Source organism: Salinivibrio siamensis (assembly GCF_001996005.1).
In the GTDB taxonomy this organism is placed as follows: domain Bacteria; phylum Pseudomonadota; class Gammaproteobacteria; order Enterobacterales; family Vibrionaceae; genus Salinivibrio; species Salinivibrio siamensis.
Genome location: NZ_MUFB01000005.1, coordinates 16435 through 33432, shown reverse-complemented (window position 1 = coordinate 33432; position 16998 = coordinate 16435). Strand labels below are relative to the sequence as shown.

Genomic DNA, 16998 nt, shown 5'->3' with positions numbered 1-16998 from the left:
AGACCGAGATGACGCTGTGGTGAATACTGCGAGTAGATAAGCGCAACGAAGAGGGATTTTTGAGGTGGGAAAGCGGTTAACCGAACCAGAGCAACGGGTCATATCGCGTCTGGTGATTGAAGTCGGCCAGCGGCTATTACAGCATGGTGCGGAAAGTAAACTCGTCAGTGATGTGAGCATCCGTTTAGGGCGGGCGCTAGGGCTCGATAGCGTTGAACTGGCGTTATCGGCGAGCTCCTTAGTGGTCACCACACTCAGTCAAGGTCACTGCATTACCACCGCCAGGCGTTGTCCCGATCGCGGGATTAATATGAAAGTGGTGACCGATATCCAGCGCACGGTCATTTTGGCCGAGAAAGGGATCCTCGACGCCTTGGCGGTACGTAAGCGCTTGAGCCGGATTGAGCCCTTTCGTTACCCACCTTGGCTCGTGGTGGGGATGATAGGGTTATCGTGTGCGGCCTTTAGTCGTTTAGCGGGCGGTGATGCGGTGGTGTTTGCACTCACGTTTATCGCCTCTGCCACCGGTATGCGGGTACGCCAGTTGATAGCTCACCGTCAATTTAATCCGCTTCTCACCTTCGCGGTCACCGCCATGGTCACCACCTTGATATCCAGTGTGGGGACCATAATGCATTGGGGCAATGAACCCTTCCTCATCATGGCCTCATCAGTCTTAATGTTGGTACCTGGCTACCCGTTGATAAATGCGGTATCAGACATGGTCAAAGGCTTTGTCGATATGGGTATCGCACGCTGGACGATGGCATCCTTGCTCACCTTGGCAACAGCATTAGGCATTGTCGGTGCTATGAGTCTCGTGGGGGCGTGGGGATGGTTATGAGTTTATTGCTCGCCTTACTGGAAGATATGTTTTTTGCCATGATCCCTGCGGTGGGGTTTGCATTAGTGTTCAATGTACCGGTTAAGGCGCTCAAATACTGTGCTTATGGCGGTGCCGTGGGGCATGGCTTACGCTTTTTACTGATGGAGTCTGGTGTCGCCATTGAATGGGCCACGCTGGCAGGGGCGACCACGATTGGCTTTTTAGGTGTGTACTGGTCGCAGCGCTTTTTGGCGCATCCCAAGGTGTTTACCGTGGCAGCGATCATCCCGATGATCCCCGGCGTTTACGCGTTTAAAGCGATGATTGCGTTGGTAACCATCAACAATCAAGGCTATAGCCCTGCTTTATGGGCGAGCCTTATCGAAAACCTCACCACAGCCGGCTTTATTCTCTCGGCATTGGCCATTGGTCTTGCGATGCCCGGGTTATTGTTTTATCGTCGCCGACCAGTGATTTAAGGAAAAAGGCACCTAGAATGCGCATCAGTTTAGTTGCTGCGATGGCAAACGATCGAGTGATTGGCAAGAATAACCAAATGCCGTGGCATTTGCCGGCGGATTTAGCGTGGTTTAAACGCACCACCCTTGGTCACCCTGTGGTGATGGGGCGTAAAACCTTTGAGTCGATTGGTCGTCCGCTGCCCAAACGACCGAACATTGTGATCAGCCGCGACCCTGATTTTCAGCCAGAGGGCGTCACAGTGGTGAGCTCGCCAGAGCAAGCGCTTGAAACCGTGGTCGAGTATGAGGAGGTCATGGTGATTGGTGGCGGTACCATTTATCAGGCGTTTTTGCCCCGAGCTGACCGTTTGTACCTGACCTTTATCGATCTCGACGTCGACGGCGACACCCGCTTCCCGCAGTGGGGAGAAGGATGGGTGAAAACAGAGGTCGGCGCCCATCCTGTGGATGAAAAAAACGCCTACCCCGTCACTTTTACTGTCTGGGATCGTGCCTAAGTGGCGCTATTATCTGCCGCTAACGTAAAGCAGGCTTTATCTTCCCAACGAAGGAGCGTGAGCTTACCGCCCCAGACGCACCCAGTATCTAGCCCATAAAGCTTGGGCTGGATGGTGCCATTTAACGCCGCCCAATGGCCAAACACCACCGACTGATCAAGCGGCTGGCGCGCCGGTACCTCAAACCAAGGTAACAAACCACTGTCTTCGGCCTGGTTGGGCGGCAATTTGCATTGCATATCAAGGCGGCCATCTGGGAAACAAAAACGCATGCGGGTAAAGCTATTGATGATATAGCGATAGCGGTCAAGCCCGGTGAGTGTTGGATCCCACTGATCGGGGCTGTCGGCATACATGTTTTCTAGCAACCAGCGCTGATCATCACTGCGCAATATCGCTTCTACCTCGCGAGCACAGGCGATCGCTGTCTTTTTATCCCATTGCGGGCTAACCCCGGCATGGGTGAGTAAAAAGCCACCGTCTGGCGCGGAGACATCCATCAGAAGCGGTTGCTGAGAAAGCCAGCCGAGGAGATGCTCCCTATCTGGCGCATCGAGAATGGGCTGGGTGTTGTCTTTGGCTTTGACCGGTTTTATGCCATGGGCAACGGCCAGCAAATGTAAGTCATGGTTACCCAAGACAACCTGAGCTGCGTCACCGAGCTGATAAAAGTAACGTAATACGCCAAGGGAATCTGGCCCACGTGCGACCAAATCCCCAACTGAGTATAAAGTGTCTTTATCTGGGGCAAACCCGACTTGGGTGAGAAGCGCATCTAATGTGCGCTCACAGCCATGGATATCCCCGACAAGATAGGTCGCCATATGCCTCCCTGTTGGGGTTAGTGGAGAATGTTTGGCAGCGCGAGACGAAACGGTGCGATGTCGACTTTAAATGACTGATCGTCTTGACCTTGCATGGTATAAAAACCTTGCATCACACCCACAGGGGTCTCGATGATGGTGCCACTGGTGTAGGTGTATTTTTCCCCCGCGGCAATCTTGGGTTGCTCGCCGACAACGCCTTCTCCTTCTATTTCTAGCTCTTTACCATTGGCATCGGTAATGAGCCATTTTCTGCGCATAAGTTGCGCAGGGGCATCGCCGCGGTTTTCAATGGTGACGGTATAAGAGAAGACAAAACGCTCATTGTCAGGCTCTGATTGGTCTTCCACGTATTGGGTCGCGACGTGAATCTCGAATTGCGATTGTTCAGTGGCTTGCAAATCAAGGCTCCTGTTTATGATGAGTGATTGGCGTCTAACCAGTTAGCTAAGCGGGAGAACTGCGCCAAAGTCATGTGCTCAGGACGTAAGCTGGGGTCGATACCGAGCTCGGTCAAGGTGTCCGTGCTGACTAATGATTTAAAACAGTTACGTATGGTTTTGCGACGCTGATTAAAACCTTCACGACACACGCGCTCCAACCATGACAAATTGGTGACTGGATGTGGCAGGGTTTTGTGTGGCACCAGACGGACAACGGCAGAGTCCACTTTCGGTGCGGGTTTAAAGGCACTCGGTGGCACTTCCAATACAGGGATGACTTGGCAGTAGTATTGTGCCATCACAGTGAGACGCCCATATGCTTTGGTGCCCGGGCCTGCAGCCAGACGGTTAACCACCTCTTTTTGCAACATAAAGTGCATATCTTGCACTTGATCGGCAAACGAGAACAGATGGAACATTAACGGTGTAGAGACATTGTATGGCAGGTTACCAAAAATCCGCAGTGGACCTTGCTTGGCAAGCTCGGCAAAATCAAACGCCATGGCATCGGCCTCATGGACCGTGAGTTTGCGCCCCATAAATGGATGACTGCGTAGGCGTGCGGCAAGATCACGGTCAAGCTCAACCACGTTTAAGTGATCAACTTGCTCAGTGACGGGCTCGGTGAGCGCGCCGAGGCCTGGACCAATCTCAACCAGATTCTCGCCGGATTGGGGATTAATGGCTGACACTATCCCATCGATGACATATGGGTCGTTTAGGAAGTTTTGTCCGAAACGTTTTCTGGCACGGTGGCCTTGATGGACTTTATCGCTCATGCTTGCTATCTACTAATTCAATGGCGTGGGAGATGGCCGTCCGCAGGCTTCCTGTATCCGCCGTACCGGTACCCGCTAAATCCAGTGCGGTACCATGATCTACTGATGTTCTGACAAAAGGCAGACCCAGGGTAATATTCACTGAGCGGCCAAATCCTTTGAATTTTAACACAGGTAAGCCCTGGTCGTGATACATCGCCAGCACGGCGTCTGCATCTTGCAGGTATTTTTCCTGGAAAAGCGTGTCTGCAGGTAAAGGACCGACTAAATCCATCCCTTGTTGGCGCAGATCATCCAGCGCCGGCTCAATGGTGTCGATTTCTTCTGTTCCTAAACAGCCCCCTTCACCAGCATGCGGATTCAGGCCGCACACATAAATACGAGGATGTGTGATGGCAAACTTTTCGCGTAAGTCTTGATGCAAAATGCCGATAACGTCGTGCAAGCGCTCACGGGTGATGGCCTTGGAGACATAGGCCAATGGAATATGGGTGGTGACCAAGGCGACGCGTAACCCCTCAGTGGCGAGCATCATCACGACTTGATTGACATTGGCGTGCTGGGCGAAAAACTCGGTGTGGCCACTAAAAGAGACCCCAGCACGGTTGATGATCCCTTTATGAACCGGACCGGTGACAATCGCAGCAAACTCGCCGCTCATGTTTCCTTCCGCGGCGCGGGTGAGGGTATCAAGTACATAGCGGCCGTTGGCCTCATCCAGTTGCCCGGGCGTCACCGGCGCGCCAGTCGGCGTCTCTGCGACAATGAGCTCGCCCGCCTTGTGTGCTTGCGGCTCAGTGCGGGGATCGTAGTCGCGTAAGCTGATGGCTAGCCCTAACTGCTTGGCGCGCTCAGCCAGCATCTGCTTATTGGCGACGGCGACAAGCTGATGAGGCCAGGCATGAAGCGCCATGGCCAAGACAAGATCAGGCCCGATGCCTGCAGGCTCTCCGGGCGTAATCGCGATACGCTCAGCTGTCATCGGTGAGCACCTCGACGTAAGCCCCTGCGCGTAGCTCTTGCAGCCAGGCCTGCGCTTCTTCGTTGAATTTTCTATTGAACAGCATGCGGTAAGCGCGATTTTTCACTGCCGCATCGGTTTTATCCACTTCACGACGATCGGTGACTTCGACAATATGCCAGCCATGTACGGTTTTAAACGGCTCGCTGACTTGTCCTTCTGGCAGGGCATCGACTTTGGCTTTGAAGGCAGGCACATAGGCATCTGTGGTTGACCAACCTAGATCCCCCCCATTGACTGCCGAGCCTGGATCGTCGCTGTACTGCTTGGCGAGATCGGCAAAACTTTGCTCACCACGTCGGATTTGGTTCGTCAGTTGGTTGAGCTCTTTCTCCGCGCCTTTATCACTCAGTACGATCGATGGTTTGATCAGGATATGACGCGCTTTCACTTCGGTGACCGCGACCGTTTCTAGCCCTTGTACATCGTCAATTTTGAGAATATGGAAGCCAACCCCGCTTCTAAACGGCCCGATGATCGCCCCTTTACCTTGGTTGGTGATCTGGTCGGCGAAAATGGTGGGCATTTCTTCTCGTCGCAACCAGCCCCAATCACCGCCGTCGAGCGCTTTGGGCCCTTTGGAATATTCCATCGCCAGTTCAGCGACATTCCCGTCATGGCGTAGAGTATCGACTAAGCGATGAGCTTGCTGTTTCACGCTTTCACGCTCAGCCTTGCTAGCATCGTCGTCTAACTTGAGCTGAATATGCGAAAGTTTGTATTTCACTTTTTGCATTTTTTGCTCGTTTAGTTGGCTAGCGAGCGTCTCGACTTCTTGCGGTAAAATACTAATACGGCGACGTACTTGCGCATTACGTGCTTCGGAAATGGTGAGCTCACGACGCACTTGTTCACGGTATTGTGCCCACGCGACACCTTGCTCAGCCATTTTTTCACGCAGGGCTTGTACGCTAACCGATTGCTCCTTAGCAATGTTTTCAATTGCTTGTTGCAATTGGCTGTCGTCTATCTGGATCCCTAAACGTTTAGCCTCTTGCAGCTGTAGCTCCTCAATAATCAGCCGCTCACGCATCTGCTCTTCAAGCACCTCTTGCGGCGGCAATTCGCGATCGCTGTTGGCGGCATTAAGGGTAACGGTACGACGCATCGCCGTCATATCACTTTTTAATACCACGCCGTCATTGACGACCGCAATCACGCGATCGAGTGCTTTCGGCGCGGCTTGTGTTAAAGGGGTCAGCAACACTAAAACGCCAGTGATGAGGGCGTGACTCCATTTGTTCATGCTTTGTCCACTTCTTTTCATAGGTTCAACAGTCCAGACCACAATATGGCGGGTTAGTTCTTCAGGGCAAAAGGATTACGATAACCCAACGCATTACCTGAGTCTGTGTTGAAGTTAAAGCCACTGTCAGCTCCCAGTCCCAATAGGCTAAACGAGAGGGTCACGTTGTTGTCGTATTCTGGGTCTGCATTAATATCAGAGCGCGAGAGTAAGTACTCGTTATAGCTCAGGCCGACCACCCAACAATCCGAGCGATAGGTCAGGCTAAACTGATTTTCTAGCATCACGTCTTGAGTCAGATCGCGCCAGTATTGGCCTTTAAAACTGAGGCCTCCCCACAATGGGAAGCCTGTGACCACACCGGCTTGGGATAGGCCGTCATCGGTGAGTGCGCTGATATCGCGGTTAGGCAAGGTAGACTCAATGTATTCTTGGGCCACATAGCGATAACTGGTTTGCGCGTAGAATTGTTGGTGGCGATACTCGGCAATCACGTTACCAAATTGCATTTCACTGAGGTTGCTGTCGTACTGCATTGATGCCCGTAAAAACAGGTAGTCATCAATATTCGCTTCCCCTTCGAGCGCCCACGATGAATAGTCAAAGGTTTCTGCGTCTTGGTTTGACGGCTGATCAAAGTAATAAATTTGCCCGAACGACAGGTTGAGTCGCTCTTTATAGCCACCGTCGTAAAAACGAGTGGTCGCCCCGTAAGTCAGCTGGTTAGCCGGGTTAACATAATCAATGCTGCTAAATTGATTGCCGCGGAACAAACCATAGTAGTCGGTTTGTAAGCGTGCGGTATCGTAGCCACCACCACTGAAGTTGACGGGGTTATAAATATCCCCTTGTTCTACGTCTTTGATGTACAAGTATTGCACTTGAGGTTCGATCGTTTGGCTAAAGTGCCCCCCCATCGCCCAAAAGTTACGCTCTAGAACCACGCCGGAATGCAAGCGCACGGTTGGGATTTTACGCTCCACCGACTTACTCAAGGTCGCCGTCGACTCGGCATCTGGCATGGCATTGTCAAAGCGCTGATCGTAATGGGTGTAGAGCATGCTGGCTTCGGCCGTGGCATTAAACCAAGGGCGTGTGAAGGGCATGGTCAAGGTCGGGGCGAGATGTGTGCGCGTTGCTTCTGGTTTATTCGGGTCGTCGTTAGCAAACACACTAAATTGTGCCGGTACGCTGATATCCAACCATGGCACCACTTGCGGCGCGTAGTAGTTAAAATCGACTTGCGGCATCAAACGATACACGCTGGTATTTTCTGTGAGCGGTTGGAAATCTCTCACGCGCACGGTGCTGTTCCAATCTAAGCCGCGGTAGCTGATTTCACCGGTTTGCAGCAAGGTATTGTCTTCCCGTTTACCCACGTCCGAGTCAATGTTTTGGAAGTAGGTGATGTCACTGACCTTGCTGTAATCGGCTTGGTAGCGCCAGTGACCCTGTACGCCGCTGTGTGTCCAGTTAAAGCCCCAGCGTGCGTCAAGATCTGGGTTACGCTGATCATCAGGCAGATATTCTGAGTACAAGGCGCCTGAGCCGAGTGGGGTTAAATAACGCACCTTAGTATTGAGCTGCACACCCCGTTCCGACATGTATTTGGGCGTGATCGTGGCGTCAAGTTGCGGATGGATGTTCCAATAAAATGGCGTTTCCATCTCGATACCATCGCGATCACTCCAAGAGACTGATGGGTATAAAAAGCCCGTTAGCCGGCCATCTTCAACGGGTACCCGCAGGTATGGCAGATAAAAGATCGGCACATTCATCACCTCAAACCGAGGGTGATAAAGATCAGCAAATAAGCTACTGTCTTCTTTTTCTATTTTCGAGGCAGAAAAGCGCCAGCTTTTGTCTTCGTCCGGACAGGTGGTATAGGTGCCATCTTCCAGCTCATAGAAGGTGGTACCGTTTTTAAATACCCGCTTGGCTTCCCCTCGCCCTGGCGTACACAGCATCTTGTACTGCGCATTATTGAGTGTGGTGTCTTCGTTTTCTAAATTGGCTTGTAAATAGTCCGATGTCACCATCATCTGGCCGTCATTGAACACCACATCACCTTGAGCGGTGACGATCCGTTCTGGATCGCGCAAGGTCGCGGTATCTGCCGTCATTTTACGATGACCTTGGGTCACCTCGACATTACCGTTGTAGATGGCTTTTTCATTGGTTTGCGCTTCCGCGCGATCGGCCACCACGCGAATAGGCGCATTGTTCACATCTTGGGTTTGCTCACTTGCTGGAATACAGCGCGCCTCGCTATCAGGACAAGGTTCGTTGGATGATTCCGCATTAGCAAAAACAAGGGCTGGGCCATAAAGCGCCAGGCTAATCATGGTGGCTAAAAAGCTACGTGCAGTCGGTGACATTGAAGAAGACATTCCTGTTTTATCTGATTGCGTGGTGTACACGAAGGCAACGCATCAGTATGCTTTGGCTGCAAAATGCGATTATCATAAATCAATTTACGCCCGGCATCACCTGTAAATGTTCAGGGTGTGAAACTAGCAATGAGACCATGGCATGCGACTAAATGGCAAGGTAATTGGTGCAATTCTCGGCACATTGTTGGGAGGCCCAATCGGTTTTCTTCTTGGCCTTTTCTTGGGTCATCAGTTTGATAAAGCGAAACAGCGCGCGCGTTTCGGCGGTTTTGGTGCCCAAGGCCCACAAGCACAACGTGTTTTTTTTCACGGTACCTTTGCCGTGATGGGACATATCGCCAAAGCCAAAGGGCAGGTGACACAGGATGAAATTCGTCTCGCCAGCTTATTTATGGACAGAATGCAGCTGCAAGGTGAAGCCAGGCAGTTGGCTCAGCAGGCATTCCGTGAGGGGAAAGACAGTGATTTTCCGCTGGATGAAACCCTCAACGGCATTCGTGCTTTGAGCCAAGGGCAGCGTGATTTGTCGCGTGTCTTTCTGGAAATGCAAATACAAGCGGCGTTTGCTGACGGCGAGCTACATCCTAAAGAGCGCGAACTACTCTATGTGATTGCTGAGAAACTGGGTTTTTCGCCGCAGCAACTGGAGCAACGGTTACGGATGCAAGAAGCCGCGTTTCGCTTTAGCCAAGGTTATCAAGGCGGCTGGCAGCATCAAACCGATGGGCCGGGCGCACCACCACGGCAAAGTGAGATTGATGATGCCTATGATGTGCTGGGTGTTGATGCGTCGGCTTCCTCTCAGGAGGTGAAAAAAGCCTACCGTAAGCTGATGAATGAGCATCATCCCGATAAATTGATGGCAAAAGGCTTGCCGCCAGAAATGATGGAGCTTGCCAAAGAAAAGGCGCAAGAGATCCAAAAAGCCTACGATGTGGTGAAAAAAGCCCGCGATATGTAGCGGGCTTGTGCGTTAGTCAACCAGTGTATGTTGCGGCGATCCGCTTAAAAAGCCATCAATGTTATCCACCAGTTGGTTGGCGAGACGGTTAACCGCTTCATCTGCGCCCCATGCGATATGAGGGGTGACCAGCAGGTTAGGCAATGATGCGGCGATCAGCGGGTGAGTGTTAGGTGCCGGCTCTTCACTCAGCACATCCAATCCAGCACCGCCAATTTGACCCGTTTCTAGCGCGTGTAGCAGCGCGGTCTCGTTGACTAAGCCGCCACGTCCGGTGTTGATCAATATGGCATGCTCTGGCATCAACGCCAGCGTGTCTTGGTCGATAAGATGATGGGTGTTATCGGTGAGTGGGCAATGTAAGGAGAGCACATCTGATTGGCATAGCACGTGTTCAAAAGGCAGATAACCAGGTCGGCATGCCTGTGCACCACGGTGCTCGGCGAAAACCACCTTCATTCCTACTGCGCGCGCAAGTTGTGCGACGGCCTCGCCCAATGCACCTTTTCCAATGATCCCCAATGTACTGCCGGCCACACTGCCAATAGGGTGGGTGAAAAAGCAGAACTGTCCTTGCTTTTGCCATTCGCCATTTTGGACATCTTGGTGATAGCCGAGGAGCTGGCGCTTGAGGGCAAAAATCATGGCAATGACATGCTCAGGCACCGACTGAGTGGCATAGCCTTGCACATTGCATACTTGTACACCATGCGCTTGGCAGGCCGCCAAGTCGACATTGTTTACCCCTGTTGCGGCCACCGCAATCAGTTTGAGTTTCGGGCAGGCGGTAAGCACCGTCTCATCGATCACCACCTTGTTGGTAATGGCGATATCAGCGTCTTGTAAGCGCGCGATCACATCGCTGGGTTGCGTTTCACCGTAGGCTTGCCAGTGATGTGGATACTGGGGCGTGGGCAGGACAATATGCGCTGGGATAGTGTTGCGGTCGAGAAAGACGATATTGACGGGGTCGTGCTGAGCCATGTTGATCTCCGAGTCTCAATCCATGGCTCTAGGGTGCGAGATATCGCGATGTTGTGCAATGGTTTCAGCTAGCTGGCCTGTGAATCCGTCGTTGTGCTCGCAAGTGGTACGGCCAATTGATACTCATTGGCCAAGCGGTTGTCGGGCATCGTGGGGTAAAAATCACAGGGAGCCTGAAAATGGATCGTTTCACCGGTGGCCGGATGCAGCAGGCTGAGCTCGGCAGCATGGAGGTGCAGTCGATGGGTATAGGCGAGCGCATCCGGGCAGGCATAAAATTCATCGCCGACAATGCTGTGCCCTATAGACTGCATATGCACACGCAGTTGGTGCGAGCGTCCCGTCAACGGGTACAGGGCCATCAAGCAGGTAGATGGTGAGGCTTGCAAGCAACGGTAGTGGGTTTGTGATGGCTTGCCATGTTCAAAGCACACTTTCTGACGCGGGCGGTTGGGCCAGTCACAAATCAGCGGCAAGTCAATGATGCCGTCATGGCTGTCGGGTTGTCCCCACACTTCCGCATAATAGAGTTTGGTGGGGACGCGGTCGCGAAACTGCGCTTTAAGGTTGCGCTCTGCTTCTTTATGGGCGGCAAAGGCCATCACCCCTGAGGTGGACATGTCTAAGCGGTGAACCAGCTCGGCGGAGGGAAACGCGGCTTTCACGCGCGACCATGCGCTGTCGTAATGCTCGGGATTGCGACCAGGGTTGGCCAGCAAACCACTGGGTTTGTTGATCACCACCAGATCCGCATCTTGATAGAGGATGTCTAACCAAGGGTCTGTCGGTGGATGGTATTCAGTCATTGCCATAGGGTTTATCGGGGCCGCCGGGCCCCGTCTCACTTTGGTTTATTGGTGGCTAACCACAACAAGGCGCAGCGCATCGAGTTCAATTTGTGCGTGCTGAATATGGTGCGACAAGGTGCTTATCTGCTCGCGTAATGCGTCTAGCTCATCATCACGAATATTCGGATTGACCGTTTTCAGCGCCTCTAAACGCGCTAAGGCTTGTTGGAGCTCGGTTTCCATTTCTTGGAGCGCCCGGGTTTGGATCTCACCGAGGGCTTTTTCTGCCAGTGGCTCGCTTTTTTCAATCAGATTGTGGATCTGGCTTTGTACTGAGTTGACCATTTTACTGCCAAGGTGGCGGTTTACCGGACTTAGCTGGCGATGAAAGCTTTCAAACTCGACATTGTCGGACAGATCATTGCCATTGGTATCAAGCAACAGTCGCACGGGTGTTTGCGGTAAAAAGCGGTGGATACCGCTCGATTTCGGAGCTTGGGCGTCAATGGTGTAGATAAGCTCGACAAACAGCGTGCCGACCGGCAGTGACTTGTTTTTAAGCAGTGATACCGCGGTGGTGCCGATGTTTTCGCTCAGCAGCAAATCAATGCCGCCGCGAACAATGGGGTGCTCCCAAGACACAAACTGGACATCTTCGCGACTCAATGCAGTATCGCGGTCAAAGGTGATGGTACAGCCGTCGGCAGGTAGCCCTGGGTAGCTGGGCACCATCATGTGTTCAGACGGTTTGACCACCAAGGCATTTTCCCCTTTGTCATCTTGATTGACACCGATAGTATCAAACAGCCCCAAGGTAAAGGTGACTAAGTTGGTATCACCATCCTGCTCAGCAATGGTGTTTGCCAGTTGGTTGGCGGCTTCCCCACCGTGAGAGTGCATTTCTAGCAGTTTATCGCGGCCTTGCTCCATTTCCGCTTTTAGCCGTTGGTTCATGGTGGCACTGTCGTGAATAAGGGTCGTCAGCGCATCATCTTGTTGGTTGGCGGCCAACAAGGCCAGGAGGGTCTCGCCGTATTGTTCAAACACCGCTCGGCCCGTGGGGCAAGTATCTTCAAACGCGTCCAAGCCTTCGTGATACCAGCGTGCCAAAATGGTTTGCGCGGTGCCTTCAAGGTACGGGACATGAATGGCAATATCTTGCGTCTGGCCAATACGGTCAAGGCGGCCAATACGCTGCTCGAGTAAGTCGGGATTCATCGGTAAGTCGAACATTACCAGCTGATGGGCAAATTGGAAGTTGCGCCCCTCAGAGCCAATTTCCGAGCAGATCAAGACCTGAGCGCCCCCTTCTTCTTGGGCAAAGTAAGCCGCGGCTTTGTCACGCTCGACAATCGACATGCCTTCATGGAATACGGTACCGCGAATGCCTTCGCGCTCACGCAGTGCTTGCTCCAGAGTCAGTGCGGTTTGCGCCCGCGAGCAAATAATCAGCACCTTCTCGCTGCGATGGGCCTTTAAGTAATCCAGCAGCCAGTCAATACGTGGATCAAAGCCCCACCAGCTCGCGCTATCCCCTTCAAACTGTTGATAGATATCTTCTGGGTATAGGTTTTGCACGGCCTTTTGTTCGCTTGAGCCGGTGCTACCCATCATGCCAGCGACTCGCATGGCAGTTTGATATTGACTGGGTAGCGCGAGTGGGTGCATACGCAGTTGGCGGCTGGGGAAGCCACTGATTGCCGCTCGGGTATTGCGAAATAACACACGCCCGGTGCCGTGACGGTCCATAAGATCATCAATCAATTGTTGGCGCGCCTGAGCGTTCTCTTCTGCGTTATCACTGTGCACTTGGGCTAAACGTGCTGACAGATCTTCGTGTTGCAATAGCTGACGTATCCCAGCTTGTGCCGCGTCGGTCAGTGGGGTATCACTCAGCAGCGCCTCAACGGCCTCAGCCACGGGCGCGTATTGTTGTGCTTCTTCGACAAAGACGTCGTAATCATAGAAACGGTCGGGGTCGAGCAGGCGCAAGCGAGCAAAATGGCTTTGTTGGCCCAGTTGCTCTGGCGTGGCGGTAAGTAGCAACACGCCCGGCGTATGTTCGGCAATGCTCTCAACGATTTGATATTCTCGACTCGGTGCCTCCGGCGTCCAAGTTAAGTGATGGGCTTCGTCAACCACCAGTAGATCCCAGTGGGTATCACAGACTTGTTCCACCCGGCGGCGGTTTTTGCGCAGAAACTCGAGTGAGCACAATACCAACTGTTGGGTATCAAAGGGGTTGGGGGCGTCGGCAAAAGCCTCGACACAGCGCTCTTCATCGAAAATGGAGAAATGCAGATTAAAGCGGCGCATCATCTCCACCAGCCACTGGTGCTGCAGGGTTTCGGGTACCACAATCAGCACACGTTCCGCACGGCCAGCCAGCACCTGCTGGTGGATAATCATTCCTGCCTCAATGGTTTTCCCCAACCCCACTTCGTCGGCGAGCAGCACGCGTGGAGCATGACGACGACCGACTTCATGGGCAATATAAAGCTGATGGGGGATCAGGCCAGCACGCATACCAGTTAAGCCGCGTAGCGGGCTGCGCAATTGCTGATATTGGTTGGTCAGAGCGCGATAACGCAGGGCAAAACGGTCCATACGATCGAGTTGGCCTGCAAACAGTTTGTCTTGCGGCTTGTTAAAGCGAATTTGGTGGCTGAGTAAGATCTCACGCAGTGCGACCTCATCTTCCCCTGTGTCGGAACGCTGGCCGTAATAGGTCAATACCCCATCGTTTTCCTCAACGCGTGAGACGGTCATGGTCCAGCCTTCGTGACTTTCCACCTCATCGCCGGGATTGAACATCACCCGAGTCACGGGCGCATCATGGCTGGCGTACAGCCGTGTTTCATCACTAGCAGGAAACATTAGGGTCACGGTACGGCCATCAACGGACACCACAGTGCCGAGTCCAAGATCATGTTCCGTATCACTGATCCAACGTTGTCCAAGCGCAAATGACATAGGGGAAAACCTCTGAATTAACTCGATTGTCGAAAGACGCGACGCCATTCAATACAGCGTCGTTTAAATACTCTGCTATTCAGTGTGGCACTGAAAAAATTGGCCGCCAATAGTACTCGAACTTGTGAGGAGGGTCACGATGAAACTCAACGAATCGCATCAAAGGTCACGCTGACATACAAACGTCATTAATGGGCGGCAAAGATAAAAGCGTGAGCTGGCGCAGTAAAACAAGTTGGGCGCATCCCAACGGCCAGGTCTACGCTTATTTTAAGCGCTGTCACCGACAGTGAACTGCCGACACAGGAGGTGCCTATGGGCGACGCCGACCGGAAGCTGTTTGTACTTGATACTAATATTCTCCTCCACGAGCCTTTCTCGATTTACTCTTTCCAAGAACACGATGTCGTGATCCCCATGACTGTCCTCGAAGAACTTGACCGCATCAAAGACAGCAAGCGTGATGTCTCACGGGATGCGCGTGTGGCGATCCGCGCCTTGGAAGATATTTTTAAAGAGGCTACTCCTGACGAAATTGGCGAGGGTATTGCCGTTGGCAAAGGGGATGCCACTGGCACGGTATCGATTCTCGCTGATTTTGAGATCAAAGAAACGGTCCATGCCTTCGCGGATAAAGCGGGTGATAACCGAATACTCAATGCGGTGTTATATCTACAAACCAAACGCTCGCCACGTAAAGTGGTGTTGGTGACCAAAGACATCAATATGCGTCTGCGCGCTAAAGGGGCGGGGGTGATGCATGTGGAGGATTATCGCACCGACCAGTTGATTGATGATGTACGATTGTTGACCAAGGGTTTCCACCAATTTGAAGGTAGCTTTTGGGATAAAGTGGGGGAGTGCAATAGTCAAGCCTATGGCACAGAGACCTTACATACGTTGCCCTCCGAGCTCCTCGATACCCCGTTTGTTAATCAATACCTGTTGGATGACAGTGACGATTTTGCTGCGCGAGTGCAAGCCATTGATGGCGATAAAGCGGTGATTAAAGATCTGAGCCGAGAGCGATTAATGCATCGCGCCGCGTGGGATGTGAAACCGAAAAATATCTACCAAGGCATGGCAATGGATGCGTTGCTGGATCCGAGCATTGACTTGGCGATCCTCACCGGTCCGGCGGGCTGTGGTAAAACCATTCTGGCGATGGCAGCGGCCCTTGAACAAGTGGTCGAAAAAGGGATGTATGACAAGATTATCGTGACCCGCAATACCCCAGATATTGGCGAGTCGATCGGCTTTTTACCGGGCACTGAAGAAGAGAAAATGTTGCCTTGGCTTGGGGCCGTCACCGACACGCTAGAAGCRTTGCACATGCATGACGAGTGCACTGATGGCTCGATGCGGTACATCATGGAGAAAGCCAATCTACAGTTTAAATCGATTAACTTTATGCGTGGTCGTTCGATTCAAAACGCGTTTGTCATTTTGGATGAGTGCCAAAACCTGACTGCCTCTCAGCTTAAAACCATTATCACCCGATGTGGGGAGGGAACCAAGCTGGTGTGCTCGGGGAACTTAGCGCAAATTGATTCTTCGTATTTAACCCCAGTGACATCAGGGCTAACTTACATTGTCGAGCGGTTTAAAAACTTTGAGGGCAGTGCGTGCGTATACCTCAATGGCGTGGTGCGTAGTCGGTTGGCTGAATTTGCCGAAGAGAATTTGTAGTGGATATCAGGTGGTGGTCATCAAGCCGCCACCTTTCTCCATGAGCTAAAACAATTCAACATCGTCCTCGGCGACAAAGGTTTTTATCACCCCAGATTGCAGTAAGTCATCATAAAAAGCGACTTGGTTACGGCCGTTTTGTTTGGCGTGATAGAGCGCTTGATCCGCATTGCCTAAGATGGTGCTGGTACTGAGTTGTCCACGTTCAATTCGTGTCGCGCCCATGGAAATAGTCACGGTCTGAGCGGCACCAAAATCTCGAGCGTTGACATTAGCAATAAAGGTGTTGGCTTTTTGCTCTGCCATCGCCCGCGAGCAGGGCTGAAACAGCACCACAAATTCATCGCCGCCATACCGGAACAAGGTGTCTTGTGACGAGAAGGTCTGGCGCATCAATGAAGCCAGTAACAAGATGACCTCGTCACCAAATACATGACCAAAGTTATCATTGATTTGCTTAAAGTGATCAACATCGAAAATACACACCCAAGGTGAGAGCGAGCTGTCGGAGTCACTATCTGATGTCGCCTCGCTTTGTGCTAGGCGATCACAAATAAGATCCAGCTTTTTAGAGAGGACTTTGCGATTAAATAAGCTGGTGAAACTGTCACGCTCGCTGGCCATGATAATCTGCTGATAGTTCTCGTAAATACGCGTCAATCCTGCCACTAGAGCACGTTGTTCCTGGCTGAGATCTGTGGCGCGGCCGCATAAAACACCGTTCACACCTTCTTCTTTTTCGTAATAAATGGGGACAGCAATCAATACATGATCATTGGTATGGTGTTGAGTCACCGCTTGTGTCGCCAGGCACTCTGCAAGCAGCGCGTCAATTTGATGGATGTTCTCTTGCTGAAAAGCGCTGTTGTCATTTGTGCCTAATACCGTGAAGGCAGGCTGCATATCGGCGCAGTAATCAAGCAGCACCACTTCACTCACTGGGGTAAGCTCGGTAATTGAGGTCAGCAAGCTTTTAGTAATCGCATCGACTTCCGTTTTAGCGGTAAAGTCGACAATCGAGTCGAGGATCTGGATGCTGCTGGCGGCCACAAGGCGCCTCCTTGGATTCTTCCGTGTTTTCCTTAGTATAGA

The 16998-nt window shown here is 52.2% G+C and carries 15 protein-coding genes; 5 read left to right on the top strand and 10 right to left on the bottom strand.

Going from position 1 to position 16998, the window contains the following annotated elements:
* Nucleotides 1-64 precede the first annotated feature (64 nt).
* Genes BZG73_RS03925 through folA form a run of 3 tightly spaced genes read left to right on the top strand, consistent with a single transcriptional unit; the run spans nucleotide 65 to nucleotide 1805 of the window.
* Nucleotides 65-844, top strand: a complete 780-nt coding sequence (locus BZG73_RS03925) for a threonine/serine exporter family protein (RefSeq protein WP_077606390.1) — start codon at nucleotides 65-67, stop codon at nucleotides 842-844.
* Nucleotides 841-1305, top strand: coding sequence for a threonine/serine exporter family protein (locus tag BZG73_RS03920; protein ID WP_046074282.1), 465 nt, complete (start codon nucleotides 841-843; stop codon nucleotides 1303-1305). Before BZG73_RS03925 ends, BZG73_RS03920 begins: the two co-directional genes overlap by 4 nt.
* A 17-nt stretch (nucleotides 1306-1322) precedes the next feature.
* A complete protein-coding gene (folA, locus tag BZG73_RS03915; RefSeq protein ID WP_046074281.1) occupies nucleotides 1323-1805 on the top strand; it encodes a type 3 dihydrofolate reductase in 483 nt (160 codons plus the stop codon).
* Here the strand turns inward: folA and apaH are convergent.
* Genes apaH through lptD form a run of 6 tightly spaced genes read right to left on the bottom strand, consistent with a single transcriptional unit; the run spans nucleotide 1802 to nucleotide 8496 of the window.
* Nucleotides 1802-2629 (bottom strand): bis(5'-nucleosyl)-tetraphosphatase (symmetrical) ApaH, encoded by an 828-nt coding sequence (apaH, locus tag BZG73_RS03910; protein ID WP_077667653.1) that lies wholly within the window; start codon nucleotides 2627-2629, stop codon nucleotides 1802-1804. The genes folA and apaH overlap by 4 nt on opposite strands.
* 17 nt (nucleotides 2630-2646) lie before the next feature.
* Entirely contained in the window at nucleotides 2647-3030 is a 384-nt protein-coding gene (gene apaG, locus BZG73_RS03905) for a Co2+/Mg2+ efflux protein ApaG (RefSeq protein ID WP_046074279.1), read from the bottom strand.
* A gap of 14 nt (nucleotides 3031-3044) precedes the next feature.
* A complete protein-coding gene (rsmA, locus tag BZG73_RS03900; protein WP_077606389.1) occupies nucleotides 3045-3851 on the bottom strand; it encodes a 16S rRNA (adenine(1518)-N(6)/adenine(1519)-N(6))-dimethyltransferase RsmA in 807 nt (268 codons plus the stop codon).
* Nucleotides 3841-4833 (bottom strand): 4-hydroxythreonine-4-phosphate dehydrogenase PdxA, encoded by a 993-nt coding sequence (pdxA, locus tag BZG73_RS03895; protein ID WP_077667652.1) that lies wholly within the window; start codon nucleotides 4831-4833, stop codon nucleotides 3841-3843. The genes rsmA and pdxA overlap by 11 nt, the downstream gene beginning before the upstream one ends.
* The gene (gene surA, locus BZG73_RS03890) at nucleotides 4823-6118 is read right to left on the bottom strand and encodes a peptidylprolyl isomerase SurA (RefSeq protein ID WP_046074276.1); all 1296 of its coding nucleotides are present in this window, start codon (nucleotides 6116-6118) and stop codon (nucleotides 4823-4825) included. The genes pdxA and surA overlap by 11 nt, the downstream gene beginning before the upstream one ends.
* A gap of 53 nt (nucleotides 6119-6171) precedes the next feature.
* On the bottom strand, nucleotides 6172-8496 hold the full coding sequence (gene lptD, locus BZG73_RS03885; protein WP_077667651.1) for an LPS assembly protein LptD: 2325 nt from the start codon (nucleotides 8494-8496) through the stop codon (nucleotides 6172-6174).
* 154 nt (nucleotides 8497-8650) lie between these two features.
* Between lptD and djlA the strand changes: the two genes are divergently transcribed.
* Nucleotides 8651-9472, top strand: a complete 822-nt coding sequence (gene djlA, locus BZG73_RS03880) for a co-chaperone DjlA (protein WP_046074274.1) — start codon at nucleotides 8651-8653, stop codon at nucleotides 9470-9472.
* Between the two features lie 12 nt (nucleotides 9473-9484).
* Here the strand turns inward: djlA and BZG73_RS03875 are convergent, their stop codons facing one another.
* From BZG73_RS03875 to rapA, 3 genes are all read right to left on the bottom strand, one after another.
* Entirely contained in the window at nucleotides 9485-10456 is a 972-nt protein-coding gene (locus tag BZG73_RS03875) for a D-2-hydroxyacid dehydrogenase (protein ID WP_077667650.1), read from the bottom strand.
* Nucleotides 10457-10524: 68 nt separating this feature from the next.
* Nucleotides 10525-11268 carry a bifunctional tRNA pseudouridine(32) synthase/23S rRNA pseudouridine(746) synthase RluA gene (gene rluA, locus BZG73_RS03870; protein ID WP_077667649.1) on the bottom strand — a complete coding sequence of 248 codons (744 nt, stop codon included), beginning with the start codon at nucleotides 11266-11268 and terminating at the stop codon, nucleotides 10525-10527.
* 39 nt (nucleotides 11269-11307) lie between these two features.
* On the bottom strand, nucleotides 11308-14217 hold the full coding sequence (gene rapA / locus BZG73_RS03865; protein WP_077667648.1) for an RNA polymerase-associated protein RapA: 2910 nt from the start codon (nucleotides 14215-14217) through the stop codon (nucleotides 11308-11310).
* A 315-nt stretch (nucleotides 14218-14532) separates the two neighbouring features.
* Between rapA and BZG73_RS03860 the strand changes: the two genes are divergently transcribed.
* Complete coding sequence (locus BZG73_RS03860; RefSeq protein WP_046074270.1) at nucleotides 14533-15906, top strand: PhoH family protein; 1374 nt, start codon at nucleotides 14533-14535, stop codon at nucleotides 15904-15906.
* A gap of 45 nt (nucleotides 15907-15951) precedes the next feature.
* Here BZG73_RS03860 and BZG73_RS03855 read toward each other — a convergent pair whose 3' ends face one another.
* A complete protein-coding gene (locus BZG73_RS03855; RefSeq protein WP_046074269.1) occupies nucleotides 15952-16956 on the bottom strand; it encodes a GGDEF domain-containing protein in 1005 nt (334 codons plus the stop codon).
* Nucleotides 16957-16998: the final 42 nt, after the last annotated feature.

Coding starts and splice junctions, on each gene's coding strand:
- apaH (WP_077667653.1), bottom strand. CDS start 2,629: ATGGCGACCTATCTTGTCGGGGATATCCATGGCTGTGAGCGCACATTA.
- rsmA (WP_077606389.1), bottom strand. CDS start 3,851: ATGAGCGATAAAGTCCATCAAGGCCACCGTGCCAGAAAACGTTTCGGA.
- surA (WP_046074276.1), bottom strand. CDS start 6,118: ATGAACAAATGGAGTCACGCCCTCATCACTGGCGTTTTAGTGTTGCTG.
- rapA (WP_077667648.1), bottom strand. CDS start 14,217: ATGTCATTTGCGCTTGGACAACGTTGGATCAGTGATACGGAACATGAT.
- djlA (WP_046074274.1), top strand. CDS start 8,651: ATGCGACTAAATGGCAAGGTAATTGGTGCAATTCTCGGCACATTGTTG.
- folA (WP_046074281.1), top strand. CDS start 1,323: ATGCGCATCAGTTTAGTTGCTGCGATGGCAAACGATCGAGTGATTGGC.
- pdxA (WP_077667652.1), bottom strand. CDS start 4,833: ATGACAGCTGAGCGTATCGCGATTACGCCCGGAGAGCCTGCAGGCATC.
- BZG73_RS03920 (WP_046074282.1), top strand. CDS start 841: ATGAGTTTATTGCTCGCCTTACTGGAAGATATGTTTTTTGCCATGATC.
- lptD (WP_077667651.1), bottom strand. CDS start 8,496: ATGTCACCGACTGCACGTAGCTTTTTAGCCACCATGATTAGCCTGGCG.
- BZG73_RS03875 (WP_077667650.1), bottom strand. CDS start 10,456: ATGGCTCAGCACGACCCCGTCAATATCGTCTTTCTCGACCGCAACACT.
- rluA (WP_077667649.1), bottom strand. CDS start 11,268: ATGGCAATGACTGAATACCATCCACCGACAGACCCTTGGTTAGACATC.